Source organism: Paraburkholderia sp. MM5477-R1, from assembly GCF_050436385.1.
GTDB lineage: Bacteria > Pseudomonadota > Gammaproteobacteria > Burkholderiales > Burkholderiaceae > Paraburkholderia > Paraburkholderia tuberum.
Window position 1 is genome coordinate 2,611,839 of the sequence record NZ_JBNDMC010000007.1, and the last position, 18,550, is coordinate 2,630,388.

At 66.0% G+C, this 18,550-nt stretch carries 15 protein-coding genes; 6 read left to right on the forward strand and 9 right to left on the reverse strand.

Going from position 1 to position 18,550, the window contains the following annotated elements; all coding sequences use genetic code 11:
• Positions 1-300 precede the first annotated feature (300 nt).
• From glgC to OKW35_RS41080, 5 genes are all read left to right on the forward strand, one after another.
• A complete protein-coding gene (gene glgC, locus OKW35_RS41060) occupies positions 301-1,566 on the forward strand; it encodes a glucose-1-phosphate adenylyltransferase (RefSeq protein ID WP_184062082.1) in 1,266 nt (421 codons plus the stop codon).
• Positions 1,567-1,703: 137 nt separating this feature from the next.
• On the forward strand, positions 1,704-3,164 hold the full coding sequence (gene glgA, locus OKW35_RS41065) for a glycogen synthase GlgA (protein WP_184032883.1): 1,461 nt from the start codon (positions 1,704-1,706) through the stop codon (positions 3,162-3,164).
• A 269-nt stretch (positions 3,165-3,433) separates the two neighbouring features.
• Positions 3,434-4,300, forward strand: a complete 867-nt coding sequence (pdxY, locus tag OKW35_RS41070; RefSeq protein WP_090803972.1) for a pyridoxal kinase PdxY — start codon at positions 3,434-3,436, stop codon at positions 4,298-4,300.
• A gap of 145 nt (positions 4,301-4,445) precedes the next feature.
• On the forward strand, positions 4,446-4,907 hold the full coding sequence (locus tag OKW35_RS41075; RefSeq protein ID WP_090803970.1) for a hypothetical protein: 462 nt from the start codon (positions 4,446-4,448) through the stop codon (positions 4,905-4,907).
• Between the two features lie 420 nt (positions 4,908-5,327).
• The gene (locus tag OKW35_RS41080; RefSeq protein ID WP_090803969.1) at positions 5,328-6,479 is read left to right on the forward strand and encodes a branched-chain amino acid ABC transporter substrate-binding protein; all 1,152 of its coding nucleotides are present in this window, start codon (positions 5,328-5,330) and stop codon (positions 6,477-6,479) included.
• A gap of 58 nt (positions 6,480-6,537) precedes the next feature.
• On the opposite strand, the gene OKW35_RS41085 is transcribed toward OKW35_RS41080, so the two are convergent.
• Together OKW35_RS41085 and OKW35_RS41090 are read right to left on the reverse strand one after the other, a co-directional pair.
• Complete coding sequence (locus OKW35_RS41085) at positions 6,538-8,466, reverse strand: DUF3857 domain-containing transglutaminase family protein (RefSeq protein ID WP_429555142.1); 1,929 nt, start codon at positions 8,464-8,466, stop codon at positions 6,538-6,540.
• A gap of 187 nt (positions 8,467-8,653) precedes the next feature.
• The gene (locus tag OKW35_RS41090) at positions 8,654-9,316 is read right to left on the reverse strand and encodes a hypothetical protein (RefSeq protein ID WP_187612009.1); all 663 of its coding nucleotides are present in this window, start codon (positions 9,314-9,316) and stop codon (positions 8,654-8,656) included.
• 341 nt (positions 9,317-9,657) lie between these two features.
• Between OKW35_RS41090 and OKW35_RS41095 the strand changes: the two genes are divergently transcribed.
• Positions 9,658-9,792 (forward strand): hypothetical protein, encoded by a 135-nt coding sequence (locus OKW35_RS41095; protein WP_260321281.1) that lies wholly within the window; start codon positions 9,658-9,660, stop codon positions 9,790-9,792.
• A gap of 278 nt (positions 9,793-10,070) precedes the next feature.
• Here OKW35_RS41095 and hutG read toward each other — a convergent pair whose 3' ends face one another.
• The 7 genes from hutG to hutH form a co-directional block, all read right to left on the reverse strand.
• Entirely contained in the window at positions 10,071-10,883 is an 813-nt protein-coding gene (gene hutG / locus OKW35_RS41100; protein ID WP_184062086.1) for an N-formylglutamate deformylase, read from the reverse strand.
• 51 nt (positions 10,884-10,934) lie between these two features.
• Positions 10,935-12,320: a formimidoylglutamate deiminase gene (locus OKW35_RS41105; RefSeq protein ID WP_429555032.1), complete on the reverse strand. Its 1,386-nt coding sequence runs from the start codon at positions 12,318-12,320 to the stop codon at positions 10,935-10,937.
• A 15-nt stretch (positions 12,321-12,335) separates the two neighbouring features.
• Positions 12,336-13,565 (reverse strand): imidazolonepropionase, encoded by a 1,230-nt coding sequence (hutI, locus tag OKW35_RS41110; protein WP_429555033.1) that lies wholly within the window; start codon positions 13,563-13,565, stop codon positions 12,336-12,338.
• 84 nt (positions 13,566-13,649) lie between these two features.
• Positions 13,650-14,300, reverse strand: coding sequence for a HutD/Ves family protein (locus OKW35_RS41115; protein WP_429555034.1), 651 nt, complete (start codon positions 14,298-14,300; stop codon positions 13,650-13,652).
• 8 nt (positions 14,301-14,308) lie between these two features.
• Positions 14,309-15,997: a urocanate hydratase gene (hutU, locus tag OKW35_RS41120; protein ID WP_429555035.1), complete on the reverse strand. Its 1,689-nt coding sequence runs from the start codon at positions 15,995-15,997 to the stop codon at positions 14,309-14,311.
• A 61-nt stretch (positions 15,998-16,058) separates the two neighbouring features.
• Positions 16,059-16,754 carry a histidine utilization repressor gene (gene hutC / locus OKW35_RS41125; RefSeq protein ID WP_090803957.1) on the reverse strand — a complete coding sequence of 232 codons (696 nt, stop codon included), beginning with the start codon at positions 16,752-16,754 and terminating at the stop codon, positions 16,059-16,061.
• 25 nt (positions 16,755-16,779) lie between these two features.
• Entirely contained in the window at positions 16,780-18,300 is a 1,521-nt protein-coding gene (gene hutH / locus OKW35_RS41130; protein WP_429406672.1) for a histidine ammonia-lyase, read from the reverse strand.
• Positions 18,301-18,550: the final 250 nt, after the last annotated feature.

The window sequence follows — 18,550 nt, forward strand, 5'->3', positions numbered from 1 at the left end:
GCCAATGTGTTGCGCCGCACCGAAAAACGCGCCGTAACAGGCGATCGTTTGAGGATGATCCGCCACGCGGCCCTCGCAATAAACATTATTCGCTCGCGTCCAATCGGTGCTAGAACTGACTGAGGGACCCGCGAAAACAGGCAGCGAAGAACGGCAATGCGGCACGACTGCCAGGCAGCCCGAATCATCAGCGCAGAGGAAGCGACCAGATCATCCCCGGGGGTATATCAATCAAGCAACCATCTTGCATGCGGTCGGAGCGAGTGCTGAAGGGCTCACTCCGATCGACAGGAGACAAATATGAATACTCCGGCACGGCTGAACGACTTACAACGCACTACCCTCGCGATCGTCCTCGCCGGCGGACGCGGTACCCGGCTCGGCCCGCTCACGAACAAGCGCGTGAAGCCGGCGGTGCACTTCGGCGGCAAATACCGGATCATCGACTTCGCGCTGTCCAATTGCCTGAATTCCGGCATCCGCCGCATCGCGGTGGTCACGCAGTACAAGGCGCATTCGCTGCTGCGGCATCTGCAGCGCGGCTGGAGCTTCCTGCGCGGCGAGATGGGCGAGTTCATCGACCTGTGGCCCGCGCAGCAGCGCGTCGAAGGCGCGCACTGGTATCGCGGCACCGCCGACGCGGTGTTCCAGAACCTCGACATCATCCGCTCGATCCGCCCGAAGTATGTGGTCGTGCTCGCGGGCGACCACATCTACAAGATGGACTACACGCGCATGATCGCCGATCACGCGGACAGCGGCGCCGACTGCACGGTCGGCTGTATCGAGGTGCCGCGCATGGAAGCGGTCGCGTTCGGCGTGATGGCGGTCGACGAAAATCGCCGCGTGACCGGCTTCGTCGAAAAACCGGCCGACCCGCCTGCGATACCCGGTCGCCCCGACACGGCGCTCGCGAGCATGGGCATCTACGTGTTCAGCGCCGACTACCTGTACACGCAGCTCGAAGAGAACATCGCCGCGATCGATACCGATCACGACTTCGGCAAGGACATCCTGCCGCGCGTCGTCACGCAGGGCGTGGCGATCGCGCATCCGTTCAGCATGTCGTGCGTGTCGTCGGACCCGAGCGTCGAGCCGTACTGGCGCGATGTCGGCACGATCGACGCGTACTGGGCCGCGAACCTCGACCTCGCCTCGACGATACCGACGCTCGACCTGTACGACGAGTCATGGCCGATCTGGACATACCAGGAGCAGTTGCCGCCCGCGAAGTTCGTACGCGACATGAAGGGGCTGCAGGGCTCGGGCAACAATCTGATCGTCTGCGGCGGCTGCGTGATCTCGGGCTCGCAGATTTCGCGCTCGGTGCTGTCATCGAACGTGAAAGTGAGTTCGTTCTGTAATATCAATGAGGCAGTGTTATTGCCGCAGGTCACGGTCGGCGCGAGTTGCCGCCTGCAGAAGGTCGTGATCGACCGTGGCTGCACGATTCCGGAAGGCACGGTGATCGGCGAAGACCCGGCGCGCGACGCCGAGCGCTTCTATCGCACCGACGAAGGCGTCGTGCTGGTCACGCAGGAGGCGTTGCGCCAGCATCCGGAGTAGCGCGCCCACCGCCTGCCCGCGCCGGCGGCCACGCGCCGCCGGCCAGGCTTCACCTTGCTTCACCCGGCTTCGCCCGAACCACCGCTGACTATTTGCCGACCCCGAGCAACCCTGCCACCCCGACAGAGACCCGGCCTATGACGATTCGCGCCCTGCACGTCGCAAGCGAGCTGTATCCCCTCCTCAAAACGGGCGGTCTCGCCGACGTCGCGGGCGCGCTGCCGTCCGCGCTGATCGAGCGCGGCGCCGACGTGCGCGTGCTGCTGCCGGGCTTTCCGGCCGTGCTCGCCGGCCTGCGCGATCTGCAGCCGGTCGCGCAACTGGGCAGCCGCTTCGGCGCGCCGAACGTGACGCTCGAACGCGGCACGCTGCCCACCAACGGGCTCGCCGTCTACGTGATCCGCGCCGCGTCGCTGTACGACCGCCCCGGCAACCCGTATCTGAACGACGAACACGTGCCGTACGGCGACAACGCGCAGCGTTTTGCGCTGCTCGGCTGGGTCGCCGCGCAACTCGCGCAGCAAACGGACCCGACGTGGTCGCCGCAGATCGTCCACGCGCACGACTGGCACGCGGGGCTCGCGCCCGCCTACCTGAAGGCCGCCGAACGCGAGCACGGCCGCGCGCCCGCGCGCAGCGTGTTCACGATCCACAACCTCGCCTACCAGGGGATTTTTCCCGCGCATCAGTTCGGCCTGCTCGGCCTGCCGCACGATTTCTTCAACATGCACGGCGTCGAGTTTTATGGTCAGTTGTCGTTCCTGAAGGCGGGGCTCTACTACGCCGAGCGCATCACGACCGTCAGCCCGACCTATGCGCGCGAAATCCAGACGCTCGCGCACGGCGGCGGGCTCGATGCACTGCTGCGCCATCGTGCGCACGATCTGAGCGGCATCCTGAACGGCGTCGACTACACGGTGTGGAATCCCGCCACCGATACGCTGCTCGCGACGCACTACAGCGCGTCGAGACTGGCGGGCAAGCTCGCCTGCAAGGAAGCGCTGCAAAAGCGCTTCGGCCTCGCGCAGAGAAGCGACGCGCTGCTGTTCGGCGTCGTCAGCCGGCTGACCGAGCAGAAAGGCCTCGATCTGCTGCTCGGCGCGGTGCCCGAGATCGTCAAGCGCGGCGGGCAACTGGTCGTGTTCGGCACCGGCGATCCGGCGCTCGAGAATGGCCTCAGGATGGTCGCGCAGGCGCATCCGGAATCGGTCGCGGTCGAGCTTGGCTTCGATGAAACCCTCGCGCATACGATCATCGCCGGCAGCGACGTGGTCGCGGTGCCGTCGCGCTTCGAGCCGTGCGGGCTCACCCAGCTCTATGCGCTCGCCTACGGGTCGCTGCCGCTCGTGCACTGCATCGGCGGTCTCGCGGATACGGTCGCCGACGCATCGCTCGAAAACCTCGCCGACGATTTCGCCACCGGCTTCGTGTTCGAACGCTTCGATCCGAAGGGACTCGCCTCGGCGATCCGCCGCGCGTTCGCGCTGTACGGACGCCGCACCGAATGGAAGGCCACGCAGCGGCGCGCGATGCGCCAGGACTTCGGCTGGGGCGCGTCGGCCGACCGCTATCTGGCCTTGTATCGCGAACTCGTCTGAAGCATCCGGCCGCACGCTGAACTGTCAGGTTTCGTTAATCTTCACGCGCGTTTGATGGTTCGGCGCAACAGCACGGGGACGGATCAACTCGCGGCTGTCAAACTCCTGTATCGTTTGCTGGCTTGCCGGCTATGCAGTTCGTGGGTTTTTCCTGCACCATCTGTATCAGGCATGTCTGCCGCGCGGCGCCCGGGCCATCGGCCCGCCCGCGCGAGCCTCCCCTTCCAGTGTTTTGTTGACCGCGCATGACCGGTTGCGCGAGCCTTACCATGACGAAAAACGTTCTTAGCATCCAGTCCCATGTCGTGTTCGGTCACGCCGGCAACAGCGCGGCCGTGTTTCCGATGTGCCGGCTGGGCGTCAACGTGTGGCCGCTCAACACCGTGCAGCTCTCGAATCACACGCAATACGGGCATTGGAGCGGCAGCGCGATCGACGCATCGCAGATGGAAGATCTCGTCGACAGCATCGGCGCGATCGGCATGCTGCCGCGCTGCGACGCAGTGGTCTCCGGCTATCTCGGCACGAAGGAACAGGCGCAGGCGGTGATTGACATCGTCAAGGCCGTAAAGGCGGCCAATCCCCGCGCCTGGTACTTTTGCGATCCGGTGATGGGCGCCACGGGCGGCTACAAGGTCGAGCCCGGCATCCAGGAATTCCTCGTGAAAGAGATGCCGCAAGTCGCCGACGGGATCGCGCCGAATCACATCGAATTGCAGCGCCTCGTCGGTCGCGAGATCGAGACGTTCGAGGAAGCCGTCACCGCGTGCCGCGAGCTGCTCGCGCGTGGGCCGAAGCTCGTGCTCGTCAAGCATCTGCTCGATCGCAACAGTCCCGCCGACCGCTTCAACATGCTCGTCGTCACCGAACGCGAAGCGTGGATGGGACAGCGTCCGCTCTATCCGTTCGCGCGCCAGCCGGTCGGCGTCGGCGATCTGACGAGCGCGGTCTTCGTCGCGCGCACGCTGCTCGGCGATTCGATCCGCTCGGCCTTCGAGCACACGCTCGCCGCGGTCAATGCGGTCGTCAAGGCGACCTGGCAGGCCGGACGCTATGAACTCGAACTGGTGGCGATGCAAAATGAAATCGCCCAGCCGCGCGAGTGGTTCGATGCGTGGGTCGCGGAAACGGCTTAGATAACTTAGGCACGTCGCTCGTTGCCGAGCGCCCTCGCCAGCACCCTGCTGGCGGCCGTCCTATAATGCGTGCCGCGTGGACCAGGGCTTGCGCCCTCGCGCCACGGCATTTTCAGCATCCGGCATTCAGCAGACGAGGCATTCGATGGACGGTCATATCCGCAGCGAGCGGGAAGAATTTTTTGAGCAGTTGTGCATCAGCGTCGACGCGGACGAAGCGCACGAACAGGAAGCGATCGAGTTCTTCGAGAACCAGTTCGACCAGCCCGACTTCGATCCCGCGCAATGGCTCGATATCGCGCTCTACTACTCGGCCGCCGTCGCGCGCGGCATCGTCGACATGGTGACGGCCGACGACAAGGCACGCAGCAACATCGCCGAAATCATCGCCGACAATCTCGACATCTCGTACGGCGAGGACGACTGCCAGCAGTTCGCCGAGACGATCGAATTCGCGCTGAACAACGGCGTGCCGGTCGATCTCGACGTGGTGCTCGACGGCTGCCAGCGCGCAATCGACGATCTCGACACGTGGGCCGACGAAGACACGAAGGCGCCGCTTTTGCGTCTGCGTGAAGAGCTGCTGCGCCAGCAAGGCGAGCGCTAGGCAAAAGGCTCGAATCTCCTCCGACAACGCAACACCGCAACACCGGCCGGCGCGCTCGCGCCGGCTTCTTAAGCATATGCCGTAATCCGCAGCCCAGGCGGACCTTCGCACGGCAAGCCAGCTTGCATGCCTCACGCACGCTCCATGTGCACCACATGCGCCTGTTGCCGCCTATGCCGAAATGCTCATCCAAAACGCCACGAATTGCCAAGACGACGGCAATTTGGCTTTCTATATTCGCCCCAGATTGACGTCGCGAACACGCTGCGAGGCTCAACGCCAGTGCGCGTATTCCAGCATTGTGAGCGGCGAGCGATCCTTCGTAGTCTTGCGATGCGCGAGGGCTTGCCTCGGCCTCACGTGTCGTACCGCTTCGCTGTCGTACCGCTTTCATAACAACCGTCGATGCAAGGAGAGACCATGAGTCTTCGCAACACGCTGAAACCGCTGGCCATGCTCGTGGGTGCGATGTTTGCCGTCGCGCCTGTTGCCAGTTTCGCCGACGACCTGCCGGTCAAGATCGGTTTTGCCGCGCCGCTGACGGGCGCCAATGCCGGCTACGGCAAGGATCTGGAAAACGGTGTGCGGCTCGCGATCGACGAAGCCAACGCGCAGAAGATCAAGATCGGCGACAAGGTCGCGCATTTCGAGATCGTCTCGCAGGACGACCAGGCCGACCCGCGCGTCGGCGTGCAGGCCGCGCAGAAGCTGGTCGACTCGGGCGTCGCGGTGGTCGTCGGCCACTTCAACTCGGGCACGACGATCCCGGCCTCGCAGGTCTACGAGCAGGCTGGCATTCCGGTGCTCGATCCCGCCGCGACGAATCCGATCATCACGGGCCGCGGCTTCGCGAACACCTTCATGGTGATTTCGACCGACGCGCAGAACGCCGGCAATGCGGGCGCCTATGCCGTCGACGTGACGAAGGCCAGGCGCATCGCGATCATCGACGATCGCACCGCGTTCGGCCAGGGCGAAGCCGACGAGTTCGAGAAGGCCGTGAAGGCGCACGGCGGCAACATCGTCGCGCGCGACTACACCGACAACCACGCGGTCGACTTCAGCACGCAGATCACCAAGTTCAAGGGCGCCAATGCGGACCTCGTGTTCTTCGCCGGCCTCGACAGCCAGGCGGCGGGCTTCGCGCGGCGCATGAAGCAGCTCGGCCTGAACGCACAGCTGGTCGGCGGCGGCGGCGTGATGGACGAGGACTTCATCAAGCTCGCGGGCGATGCGTCCGACGGCGCGATGGCCTGGGAATACGGCCGCCCGCTCGCGCAACTGCCGGGTGGCAAGGACTTCAACGCGAAGTTCAAGAAGCGCTTCGGCGCGGACGTGCTGTCCTATGCGCCGTTCGGCTACGACGGCGCGTGGGTCGCGATCAAGGCAATGCAGCAGGCCAAATCCGACTCGCCGAACGTGTACCGTCCGGCGCTCAAGTCGATCGACTACGACGGCGTGACCGGCAAGATCTCGTTCGACAGCACCGGCGCGTTGAAGAGCGGCGCGTCGACGCTGTATCAGGTGAAGAACGGCGCGTGGGTGCCGGTCGTGACGAAGAGCGGCACCTAAGCTCCACGTCCAGTAGATCGTCGCGGCCCTGCCCGGCGCGTGGCCGGCGCGGGGCGCGCTACTGCCACGCGCTCGCCGCCCGGACGACCACCTCGGCATCGAGATCGCGCTCGATGCGCACGAGGGCGTCGCGAATCGCCGCGAATTCGTTTGGCGTACACATCTGATGGCCGAACGCGGCGCGCAGATGCCGGTTGACCTGCAACGTGCGCGTCGCCGGATCGAAGACGTAGTGCGACGCAAACGTGAGCAACGGGTCCTCGACTGTGCTGTCGGTCGGCAGGTCCGTCACGCGCACGAAGCGCGGCAAGCTCATTTCCAGCGTTTCATCGAACTCCCCGCCGATGCACGCCCACGGCTGCGTTCTGACGGGCTCCGCGAGCCACGCCTCGACCTGCGAGCCCATGCCGCCGGCGAGGCTCGTGAGCGCCCGCACAGCAGTCGTGCCGTCCGGCCAGATCAGATGCGGCACGCTGCCCTGCATCGACGTCGCGAACGGACCGCCGGTCACGGCGACGTCGTCGGTCTGCAATTGCGCGGAGCCGTGCAAGCCCGCTTGCAGCAGACGCCTGGCGGCAAGCTGCTGCGCGCCCTGGCGCGTCGCGCGGCGGAACGTGTTGCGTTCGAGCTCCGCGGTATAGCCCCGATCCTCGACGCGGTACGCATAATGTGCGGTGCCGTTTTCGTCGATGTCGATCTGCACGCGCGCCTTGCGTTCGCGCCGTTGAGTGGCCGGCGTGCGCGCGAGCACGCCGTCGTCGACGAGCAGCACCGGCCGGTCCATGACGCCGCCAGGCAGATAGCCGAACGCGGTGCCGCCCGCCGTCGTGTCCGCGAATTGCGCCAGCTCGGGAATCCAGATGATCGCGTGATTGATCGCGCTCGCGCCGTAGCCGGGGACCTCGGGCAACGTGTAGTACGGACCGAGATTGAGCAGCACCGGCTCGCTGCGAATGCCGGCGGCCGCGAGCAGCGCGCCGTATAGCGCGACGTGGTCCTTGCAGTCGCCATAGCGGTTGCGCAGGATGTCGGCCGCCTTGTGCGGAATCGCCGCCGTCTCGCCGAGAAAAAGCGCGACGTAGCGGATGTTCAGACGCATCCAGTCGTACAGCGCGCGGGCTTTGTCGCGCGGATCGGTAAGGCCGGCCGTCAGTTGCTGTGCGAGACCGATGATCGCGGGATCGTCGCGGGTCGCGTCGTTGTCGGCGGGACCTCGATAGCGCGCGGCGAAGCTCGCGAAGTCTGGCACCGTCGACACCATCAGCCGGTCGCCCCAGTTCGCGTAGCCGACCGCGCCCGCTTCGAGCCGCGCATAGGGGCCGTGCCGGTAGTCGAACTCGTAGCGCGTGCGGCCGTTCGCGGTGACGGGCGGCATCGCGACGTAGCCGCGCGCGTCCGCATAGAGCGGCACGTCGGCGGGCAGATCGAAGATCAGACGCTGCTCGTCGACGGGCTCGAGCGACGGCTCGACCAGATAGGCGAAGGTGCCCGCTTGCAGCGGCTTCGCGCGGGTCTTGCGAAATGCCAGTTGCACGCGCGAGCCGATCGTGACGCCGGGGAAGATCACGGTGCGCAACACACCGTCCTCGAAGCTCGGCGCGCCGGACGAGCGCGGCTCCTGCACGTCGCGGATCGCCTCGGGGCCGACCGCATGCGCGGTGCCGTCGGGGTCGATCGTTTCGGCGGCCAACTGTTGCACCTGCTCGATGTCCTTGTTGAACCACACGTAGCGTTGCGCGATCTCGTCGACGCCGCTGGCCGTGTCCGCGCGCATCAGTGTGTCGTTGTGTTCCTCGACGGAACCGTCTTTCTGGATCACGAACAAATGGACGTCGCGCTCGATCGTCGCAGGGGCACGTTCGTTGGTGGAGGTGACGATTTCGCCGGCTGCCGCGCAAAGCGGCAAGGCGATGCCGCTCGCGGCGGATAGCGCGGCAAGCAACGCCGCGGCGCGCACGCCGCGCACGCGGCACGCGAGCCCGATCATCGCGATCGACGTGTGCGCCAACGTGACGACGACGTTCCCCAAGATCCACCTCGGACAGGTTCGTGTCGTCGTTGTAGCACATCGCCGACCCGTGCGTTTCGGGCCGGGGTCGGCGTTGCCGCGTCGAGCTCGAACGGCATTGAAGTCACCGGCGCACCCGCGACGCAACGGCCGGCGTCGATCGTCTTCACTCGCCGTCGTCGAGCTGGCTCAGCAGCGCCTGCAGTTTTTCCACGTGCCGCAGCAGCATGTGCCGGTGCTTGTCGATCTGTTCAAGCCGGCCCTCCAGGTCGGCTTGAATGCGGTCGTCGAGTTCGGCCGCGGCCATTACGTCCTCGACCTTCGCGCGCATCGATGCGAGCTCCACCGGCGCGTGCAGCAGATGCCGCTCGAAGCGCCGCACTTCCTGCGTCGCAAGATCGCGCACCTTGCGAAAATGCGCATGACGGCGGTGCGCTTCGACATCGAGCGTTTCTTCCTCGAGGCGTCGCGCGGGCGGCGGCTGCCCAAAAATCGGCTCGGGCCGCAACACCGTCTTCTTGCGCACCGGATGCGCCGTGCCCCGAAAGCGCGCGAGCGGCTGCTCGTTGTCGATCGCCTCGCGTGCATTCGGCGGGATCTCGTGACCGGTGTGCGGCACGTTCATCCAGCCGCCCGGCAAACCGGTGACGGCCTCGACGCCGCGCACGAATTCCTCGCTGAATTCGCGTTGCCCGGACAGCATCAGCTTCAGGTAGCTCGCGGAAAACGTCATCATGCGCGCGAGCCGGCTCGCGGCGCCGACCTCGCTGGTCAGCAACACCAGGTTCGCGCGCCAGACTGGCAGCAGCAATTCGTCGGAATCTTCCATCGCTGGGTCTTCCATCTTTTCGCCTGATGAATCGATGACCGCGTCGCGCATGTCATCGTTTTGAAAGGGTCGTCGTCTCGCGGTGTCGCGTGCAATGCCGCTAGCCGCTTTGCGTGCGGTGGGGCCCAGATGCCGAAGGTACACATTTGACACGGTACGCACCGGCCAATTCAGCGCAAAGCGCGTCAAAACAGGGCTGACGACACATCGCGTGTTGCATTGACACACGTATTCGCGCGCCGGTCCTATCCGCAGCCGCTTGATGTGGCATGCTTACACGCCGATGCGGCACGCGTCGTGCTGCATGGCTTGCTCCACAACACTGACTTAAGGGTTTTGTAATGAAGAAAATCGTTCTCGCCGTCGCCGCAGCCGTCGCCACCCTGAGCACGATCGTCCCCGCTCAGGCCAATGAGCATCAGCACGAGTGCCATAAGGTGCGCGTGCATCATCATTGGGAAAAGCGCTGCCACTAATGGCGGTGAAACCGTGTCCGATGGACGCGGTGCACATCAAAAAGCCCCGCTTTCGCGGGGCTTTTTTTCATGGCGCGCCGCGTCTTGAAACAGCCGGCGCACGATACGCTGTGCGCGCTCGACGCTCAAACCATTCCATATGAACGCGCCCGCACGCAATCACGGACACATGCTGTTACACCTTCGCGATACGCTGACCGATGCGGGCCGACGCGGACCGCGATGCCGCGCGTTCTTGCAGCAATCGTGATCCGCGTGGTGAGAAAGGAATACAAGCTTCAGGCGGATTTCACGCGAGCGAGAGCCGTCGTTACCAGCGCTTCGAGCAGCGGCGCGACCTTCGCGGCGAGGTCTTCGTCGTATGCATAAGGCAGGCGCTCTTCCATGTACGTGATCTGCGACAGCTCGAGTTGCACCGCATGCACGCCCTGCTCGGGCTGCCCGTATTGCCGCGTGATATAGCCGCCCTTGAAGCGGCCATTCGCGATCGCCGTATAGCCGCCGTGGCGCCCGACCAGCGCGGCCAGCTCGTCAGCCAGGCCTGGCGCGGCGCTCGCACCGTTCGACGTGCCGAAGTTGAAATCCGGCAGACGTCCGTCGAAAAACCGCGGCACGCGCGAGCGGATCGAATGCGCTTCCCACAGCAGCACCTTGCCGTGCTTCGCCTTCAGCGCCGCGAGCTCGCCGGTCAGCGCGTCGTGATACGGCTTCCAGTAAGCGTCGCGACGGCGCGCGATTTCGGCGTCGTCGGGCAGATGGCCGTCGCGATAGAGCGGCTCCTTGTCGAACGTGTCGACCGGCAGCAGACCCGTAGTGTCCTGCCCCGGGTACAGGTTCGCGCCGTCGGGCGGACGATTCAGGTCGACCACGTAGCGCGCGTAGGTCGGCGTCAGGATCGACGCGCCGAGGCGCTTCGCGAATGCGTACAGGCGATCGAGATGCCAGTCGCAATCGTCGGTGCGTTGCGCGACCGGTGTCATCGTCACGGCGATGTCGGCGGGGATTTGCGTGCCCAGATGCGGGATCGAGATCAGCAGCGGCAGGCTTCCCTGATGCAGCGAGAAAACCGGCGTGAGGTTCGAAGCAGTCATGTCAGTCCGGAATCGGTGGGATCGGAGAATCAGTTCGGCGGGTCATGGCCGTTATTTGAGCAGTTCCGCGAGCGCCGCGCGATAGCGCGCATAGGCGCCCTCTTCGTCGCGATGCCGGCGATCGTCGACGACCTTGACGCCGCCCGCGTAGACGTCGCGGATCGGCGTGTCGCCGTGCTCGCAGAATACGACGCCTGACAGCCACGCCTCGCGCTGATGCCCGGCGATGCTCGTATGGTCGGCGTCGAGCACGAGCCAGTCCGCGCGATGGCCCGGCTGCAACGCGCCGACCGCGCGGCCGGTCGCACGCGCGCCGCCGTCGAGCGCGGCCGCGTACAGACGATCCGCGACATGCGGAGCTTGCGCCGACGCCAGCACGTTGCGCTGCCGGCGCGTCAGACGCTGGCCGTATTCGAGCAGACGCAACTCGGCGCGCCAATCGACGCCGACATGGCTATCCGAGCCGACGCCGATGCGGCCGTGCGCGTCGAGATAGTCTTGCGCGGGAAAAATGCCGTCGCCGAGATTGGCCTCGGTGGTCAGACACAAACCCGCGACCGCGCCGCTCTTCGCGAGCGCGAGCGTTTCGTTCGCGTCGACGTGGGTCGCGTGCACGAGACACCAGCGGCTGTCCACATCGAAACGATCGAGCAGCCATTGCACCGGCCGCGTGCCTTCGGTTTCGAGGCACGCGTCGACCTCGGCGGTCTGTTCGGCGATATGGATGTGGACAGGCACGCTTGCGTCGATGCCGCCGAGCAACGTGCGCAGCGACGCCTCCGATACCGCGCGCAGCGAATGCGGCGCCACGCCGTAACGCAGCGCCGCATGTTCGGGGCGCACGGCGCGTAGCGTGCCGAGCAGATCGAGCAGGCTCTCAGGCGTATTGATGAAGCGCCGCTGATCGTCGCGCGGCGCGCGCGCGCCGAAGCCGCTGTACTGATACAGCACCGGCAGCATCGTGATGCCGATACCGCTCGCCGATGCCGCGTCCACCACGCGTTGCGCAAGCTCGGCCTGATTCGCGTAGCGCTGGCCGTCCTGCGCGTGGTGCACGTAGTGGAACTCGCACACCGACGTATAGCCCGCCTTCAGCATCTCGATGTAGAGCCACTGCGCGACGCTCGCGAGGCCTTCCGGCGTGATGCGCGCGGCAAAGCGATACATCAGGTCGCGCCACGACCAGAAGTTATCCGTCGCATTGGCGCGAAATTCGGTGAGCCCCGCCATCGCGCGCTGAAACGCGTGCGAGTGAAGATTCGGCATGCCTGGCATCAGCGGGCCCGCCGCCTTCGGCACACCCGCCGGCGCCTCGGGTTGATCCGTCGTGACCGCGCTCAGCGTGCCGTGAGCGTCCCATTCGAGCAGCACGTTGCGGCGCCAGCCCTCAGGCAGATACGCGTCAGCGGCGAACAGCGATTGATTGGATTGCGTCATCTCTCAGGTTCTAGTTCAGGTCGCACGCGACTCGCGCCGCGTATAGACGGTTTCGCCCGCGCGCACGACGCGCGCGCAGAGCGGCCGGCCAATCCAGTAAGCGAGCTCCGCCAGCGAATCGACCGACCACACCGCGAAGTCGGCCGCGCGACCGACCTGCAGCGCACCGTGCCGATCGCTCTTGCCGAGCGCGCGCGCAGCGTGCGTGGTGACGCCTTGCAGCACCTCGGGCACGGTCATGCGAAACAGCGTGCTCGCCATGTTCATCATCAGCAGTAACGAAGTCGCCGGTGAGGTGCCCGGGTTGCTGTCGGTCGAGATCGCGATCGGCACCTCGTAGCGCCGCAGCAGTTCGAGCGGCGGCAACTGGGTCTCGCGGATGAAGTAGTACGCGCCCGGCAGCAGCACCGCGACGGTGCCCGCTTCCTTCATCGCGGCGACGCCGGCTTCGTCGAGAAACTCCAGGTGATCCGCCGATAGCGCGCGATGCCGTGCCGCGAGCGCGGTGCCGCCGCCGTTCGACAACTGCTCGGCGTGCATCTTGACCGGCAGCTCGTAGCGCGCGGCCGCGTTGAACACGCGCTCGCTCTGTTCCAGCGAAAAACCGATGCGCTCGCAGAACACGTCGACCGCATCGACGAGGCCTTCGTCCACGAGCGCGGGCAGCATCGTGTTGCAGACTTCGTCGATATACGCGTCCGCACGGCCCGCGAATTCGGGCGGCAGCGCGTGCGCGCCGAGAAACGTCGTGTAGACGGTGACCGGATAGCGCTCGCCGAGTTGCCGCGCGACGCGCAGCATCTTGCGCTCGCTCGCGAGATCGAGACCGTAGCCCGATTTGATTTCGATCGCCGTCACGCCTTCGGCGAGCAGCGGTTCGAGCCGCGCGGCCGCTTGCGTGAACAGCGACGCTTCGTCCGCGGCGCGCGTCGCGCGCACCGTCGACACGATGCCGCCGCCCTGTCGAGCGATTGCTTCGTAGCTGACGCCCGCGAGCCGCTGCGCGAATTCGTCGGCGCGCTGGCCGCCGTACACGAGGTGCGTATGGCAATCGATCAGGCCCGGCGTCACCCATGCGCCGCGCAGATCTTCGCGCGGCCATGCGGCATAGGGCGTGGGTAAATCGGCGAAAGCGCCGAGCCACGCGATACGGCCGCCGTCGACCGCAAGCGCGGCATCGGCGAGCGTGTGGCGAGGATCGCCCTGCGGGCACAAATTCAGGTGATGCCAGACGGTTTGCTTCATCGCGTGCTCTTTGCCGCTCGTTGCGTGTCTGTGGATGGGTTGTCCGCGATGGAGCGCATGTGAGGCCCTATCACGGTTGATTCGTCATCGCGTGTAGCGGATCGTGATCGCGAGCACCGCGCCGTCGCCCGTCAGCGCGCAAGTGAGCGCGTTCGGCCCGTCGACGCGCAGCGTGTCGCCGGTGTCGAGCCGCACGGCTTGCGCGTGGTCCGCCGCCAGTCCGACCGTGACCGCGCCGCCCGCGGAAAACAGCAGCGCCACGTCGCCGTCGAGCACGCGCGGCGCATCCTGCCGCGTGCCAGTGCGCCACACGTCCAACTCGCCCTGCGCCACGTCGCGCCGCACCATCAGGTTGAAGTCGCGCGTCGCGCCGTCGACGAGCCGCGCGTCGATGCGCGTCGCGCCATCGAAGCGCGCGATGTCGAGCGGCTGCCGCAACACATGCGTCGAGGCGACGCCCGCGTCGCCCAGCTCATCGAGCAGCATGCCCGCGCCAGCCAGCAACACCAGCGTCCGGTCGACGCCGTCGAAGCGCGAGAACGGTCCCGCCTGCGCAACGTCGGCGACGCTCACGCGCCACACGAAGTCGGCGCTCGCCGCGCCCTGGCCGCAGCCTGGCGACGGAAATGCCGCGACCTCACGCGTGAGCCCGCCGCCGTTTTTCCACGGCGTCGCCACGAGGTCGGCGCCGCGAATCAGCGTGACGCCTGCCATGCCGCCCGCGTGGTTGGCCATGGTCACGATCAGCGGCCCAGCATCGGCAGATTGAGACCGGCCTCGCGCGCCGTCTGCTGCGCGAGTTCGTAGCCCGCATCCGCGTGACGCATCACGCCGGTGGCCGGATCGTTCAACAGCACGCGGCCGAGGCGCTGGTGCGCGGCTTGCGTGCCGTCCGCGACGATCACGACGCCCGCATGCTGCGAGAAGCCCATGCCGACGCCGCCGCCGTGATGCAACGACACCCACGACGCACCGCCCGCCGTGTTCAGCAGCGCGTTCAGCAACGGCCAGTCGCTGACCGCGTCCGAGCCGTCCTTCATCGATTCGGTTTCGCGGTTCGGGCTCGCGACCGAACCGGTATCGAGGTGATCGCGGCCGATCACGATCGGCGCCTTCAGCTCGCCGTTCCTGACCATTTCGTTGAACGCCTGGCCGAGACGATAGCGATCCTTCACGCCGACCCAGCAGATCCGCGCCGGCAGACCCTGGAACGCGATGCGTTCGCGCGCCATGTCGAGCCAGTTGTGCAGATGCGGATCGTCGGGGATCAGTTCCTTCACCTTCGCATCGGTCTTGTAGATGTCCTCGGGATCGCCCGACAGCGCGACCCAGCGGAACGGGCCCTTGCCTTCGCAGAACAGCGGCCGGATATACGCCGGCACGAAGCCAGGGAAATCGAACGCGTTTTCCACGCCCATTTCGAGCGCCATCTGGCGAATGTTGTTGCCATAGTCGAGCGTTGCCGCGCCGCGTTCCTGCAGCGTCAGCATCGCCTGCACCTGGCTGGCCATCGACTGCTTGGCCGGCGTGACGATGCTTTCCGGCGCGGTCTTCATGCGCTCGCGCCAGTCTCCGACCGTCCAGCCCTGCGGCAGGTAGCCGTGAATCGGATCGTGCGCGCTCGTCTGGTCGGTCACGCAGTCCGGCGTGATGCCGCGCGCGACGCACTCGGCGAACACGTCGGCGGCATTGCCGAGCAGGCCAACCGAGATCGGCTTGCCGGCGCGCTTCGCTTCGTCGAGCATCGCGAGCGCCTCGTCGAGCGTCTTCGCCTTCTTGTCGACGTAGCGCGTCTTCAGACGGAATTCGATGCGCGTCTCGTCGCATTCGACCGCGATCATCGAGAAGCCCGCCATCGTCGCCGCGAGCGGCTGCGCGCCGCCCATGCCGCCGAGACCGCCGGTCAGAATCCAGCGGCCCTTCGGGTCACCGTTGAAGTGCTGGTTCGCGACCGCGAAGAAGGTCTCGTAGGTGCCCTGGACGATGCCCTGGCTGCCGATGTAGATCCAGCTGCCCGCGGTCATCTGGCCGTACATCATCAGGCCCTTGCGGTCGAGTTCGTGAAAGTGTTCCCACGTCGCCCAGTGCGGCACGAGGTTCGAGTTCGCGAGCAGCACGCGCGGCGCGTCCGCATGGGTGCGGAACACGCCGACCGGCTTGCCCGACTGAATCAGCAGCGTTTCGTCTTCGTTCAGGTCCTTCAGCGACGCGAGGATCTGATCGAAGCAATCCCAGTTGCGCGCGGCGCGGCCAATGCCGCCGTACACGACGAGCGCGTGCGGGTGTTCGGCGACTTCGGGGTCCAGATTATTCTGGATCATCCGGTACGCGGCTTCCGCGATCCAGGTCTTGCAGGTCTTTTCCGCGCCGCGCGGTGCGCGGATCGTGCGAGTCGGATCGAGACGCGGATCGGTGTGTTTCGGATTGTTCATGGTGTCCCTAATCATGCGTGAAGAGGTTCGATAAAGATTCGGCGAAGACGAAAAAGCGAATTCAGAAATGCCCAGTGAAGCGGTAACGGGTGCCCGGATGCCACAGATTCGCGATCGAGGCGACCTCGCCTTGCGACCATGTGCGCCGGTGCAGCACCAGACACGGCTCGCGTTCACTCATGTTCAACAGCTCGCGCGTGATCTCGTCGGCGGCGAGCGCCTCGATGCGGTACTCGACGCGCTGCAGCGGCGCGACGCGCACGAGGTACTGGTTGGGCGTGGTGTTCGTGAAGTCCTGCAGCGCGTATTCGGGTGCGACGGCCGGATTGACCCAGCGTTCTTCGAGCTGCACCGGCTCCTCGTTTTCGAAATGCAGCAGGCGCGAATGAAACACGGGGCTGCCCGCGCTCACCTGCATCTCTTCGGCGAGCGCCGCATCGGCGATGCTGGCGCCGATGTTCAGCACCCTCGCCTGATAGCGATGACCGCGCGCAACGATTTCATCGGAGATGCTGCGGATCGCCACCAGGGTCGACTCGTACTTGGGACGGGCGACGAAAGTGCCCGAGCCTTGTACACGTGTCAGCACCTGCTCCGAGGTCAACTCGCGCAACGCGCGGTTGACCGTCATGCGTGCGACGCTGAACTCGCGCGCAAGCTCGTTTTCGGAGGGCACCTGGTCGCCTTCGGCCCACTCGCCCGCATGAATGCGCGCGAGGATGAAGTCCTTGATGCCCTGATAAGCGGGTGCGTTCATGGGTGTGATCCGCGCTCTCGACGACTCATTGTTCCGACGCGAACGAGAACGGGCTCAGCTTCGCGACCGCGCCGGCCTGCACGAGCTTCGTGACCGCCGCGATGTCCGGCGCGAAGTAGTGATCGAGCTCGTAGTGCGCGACGTCCTTGCGCACGAGGTCCATCACCTTCTGCAGGCTCGGGCTGGTCTTGTGCGGCGCGCGCAGATCGACACCCTGGGCGGCAGCGAGCAGTTCGATCGACAGGATGTTCGCGGTGTTGTCGGCGATATCGCCGAGCTTGCGCGCGGCGAACGTCGCCATCGACACGTGGTCTTCCTGGTTCGCGGACGTAGGCAGCGAATCGACCGAAGCCGGATGCGCGAGCGTCTTGTTTTCCGACGCGAGCGCGGCGGCCGTCACATGCGCGATCATGAAGCCGGAGTTCACGCCGCCATCCTTGACGAGGAACGGCGGCAGGCCCGACAGCGTCGCGTCGATCAGCAGCGCGATGCGACGTTCGGCGAGCGCGCCGATTTCCGCCACGGCGAGCGCCAGGTTGTCGGCCGCGAACGCGACCGGCTCGGCGTGGAAGTTGCCGCCCGACAGCACTTCGCCGGTGTCCGGGAAAATCAGCGGATTGTCGGAGACCGCGTTCGCTTCCATCAGCAGCGTTTCGGCGGCCTGACGCATCTGGTCCAGACACGCGCCCATCACCTGCGGCTGGCAGCGCAGGCTGTACGGGTCCTGCACCTTGTCGCAATCGGCGTGCGACACGTTGATCGCCGAACCTTGCAGCAGCGAGCGATAAGCCGCGGCCGCGTCGATCTGGCCTCGATGGCCGCGCAGTTCGTGGATGCGCGCGTCGAACGGCTTGACCGAGCCCATCGCCGCATCCACCGACAGCGCGCCGGCCACGAGCGCCGTGCGGTACAGGTCTTCGATCGCGAACATGTTGTACAGCGCGAGCGCGGTCGAAGCCTGGGTGCCGTTCAGCAGCGCGAGACCCTCCTTCGCCTGCAGCGTCAGCGGCTTCAGACCGACGAGCGCGAGGCCTTCGGTGGCCGGCATGCGCTCGCCCTTCGCGAACACTTCGCCGACGCCGAGCAGGGCCGCCGACATATGCGCGAGCGGCGCGAGGTCGCCCGATGCGCCGACCGAGCCCTTGACCGGGATCACCGGCAGCACGTCGGCGTTGAACAGCGCGATCAGCGCCTCCATCACTTCGCGGCGGATGCCCGAGTGGCCGCGGCCGAGGCTCGACAGCTTCAGCGCGATCAACAGACGCACGACCGGGCGCGACATCGGCTCGCCGACGCCGACCGCGTGCGACAGCACCAGATTGCGTTGCAGCAGTTCGAGCTGATCGCGCGGAATGTGCGTGCTGGCGAGGCGGCCGAAGCCGGTATTGATGCCATAAGCCGGCTCGCCCCTGGCGGTGATGTCGGCGACGGCCTGCGCGCACGCGTCGATGGCGGCGTGGCTTGCGGGATCGAGTTGCAGGGTGACCTGCTCACGCGCGATCTGGCGCAGTTGCGGGAGGCTCAGGTAGCCGGGCTTCAGAATCATGGTTGTCGTCCTGTCTATACAAGTTCAAATAAGTCTAGCCGGCGGGCCTTGTATATACAACTTGTTTTTCGAGATTTCGTGCCTGGTGATTTCCATTATTTGGCACGTGGCTCGGCGGGAGCGCGGCGGGTTTGGCGGCAGGTCGTAGGCGGGTCCTGGACGCATGGGTCGGCGTGGCCGCCGTGTTTAGCCCACAGTTGTATATACACCTTCGCGGCGCGGGTCGCCATCTGGCCAAAATTGGCGCGCT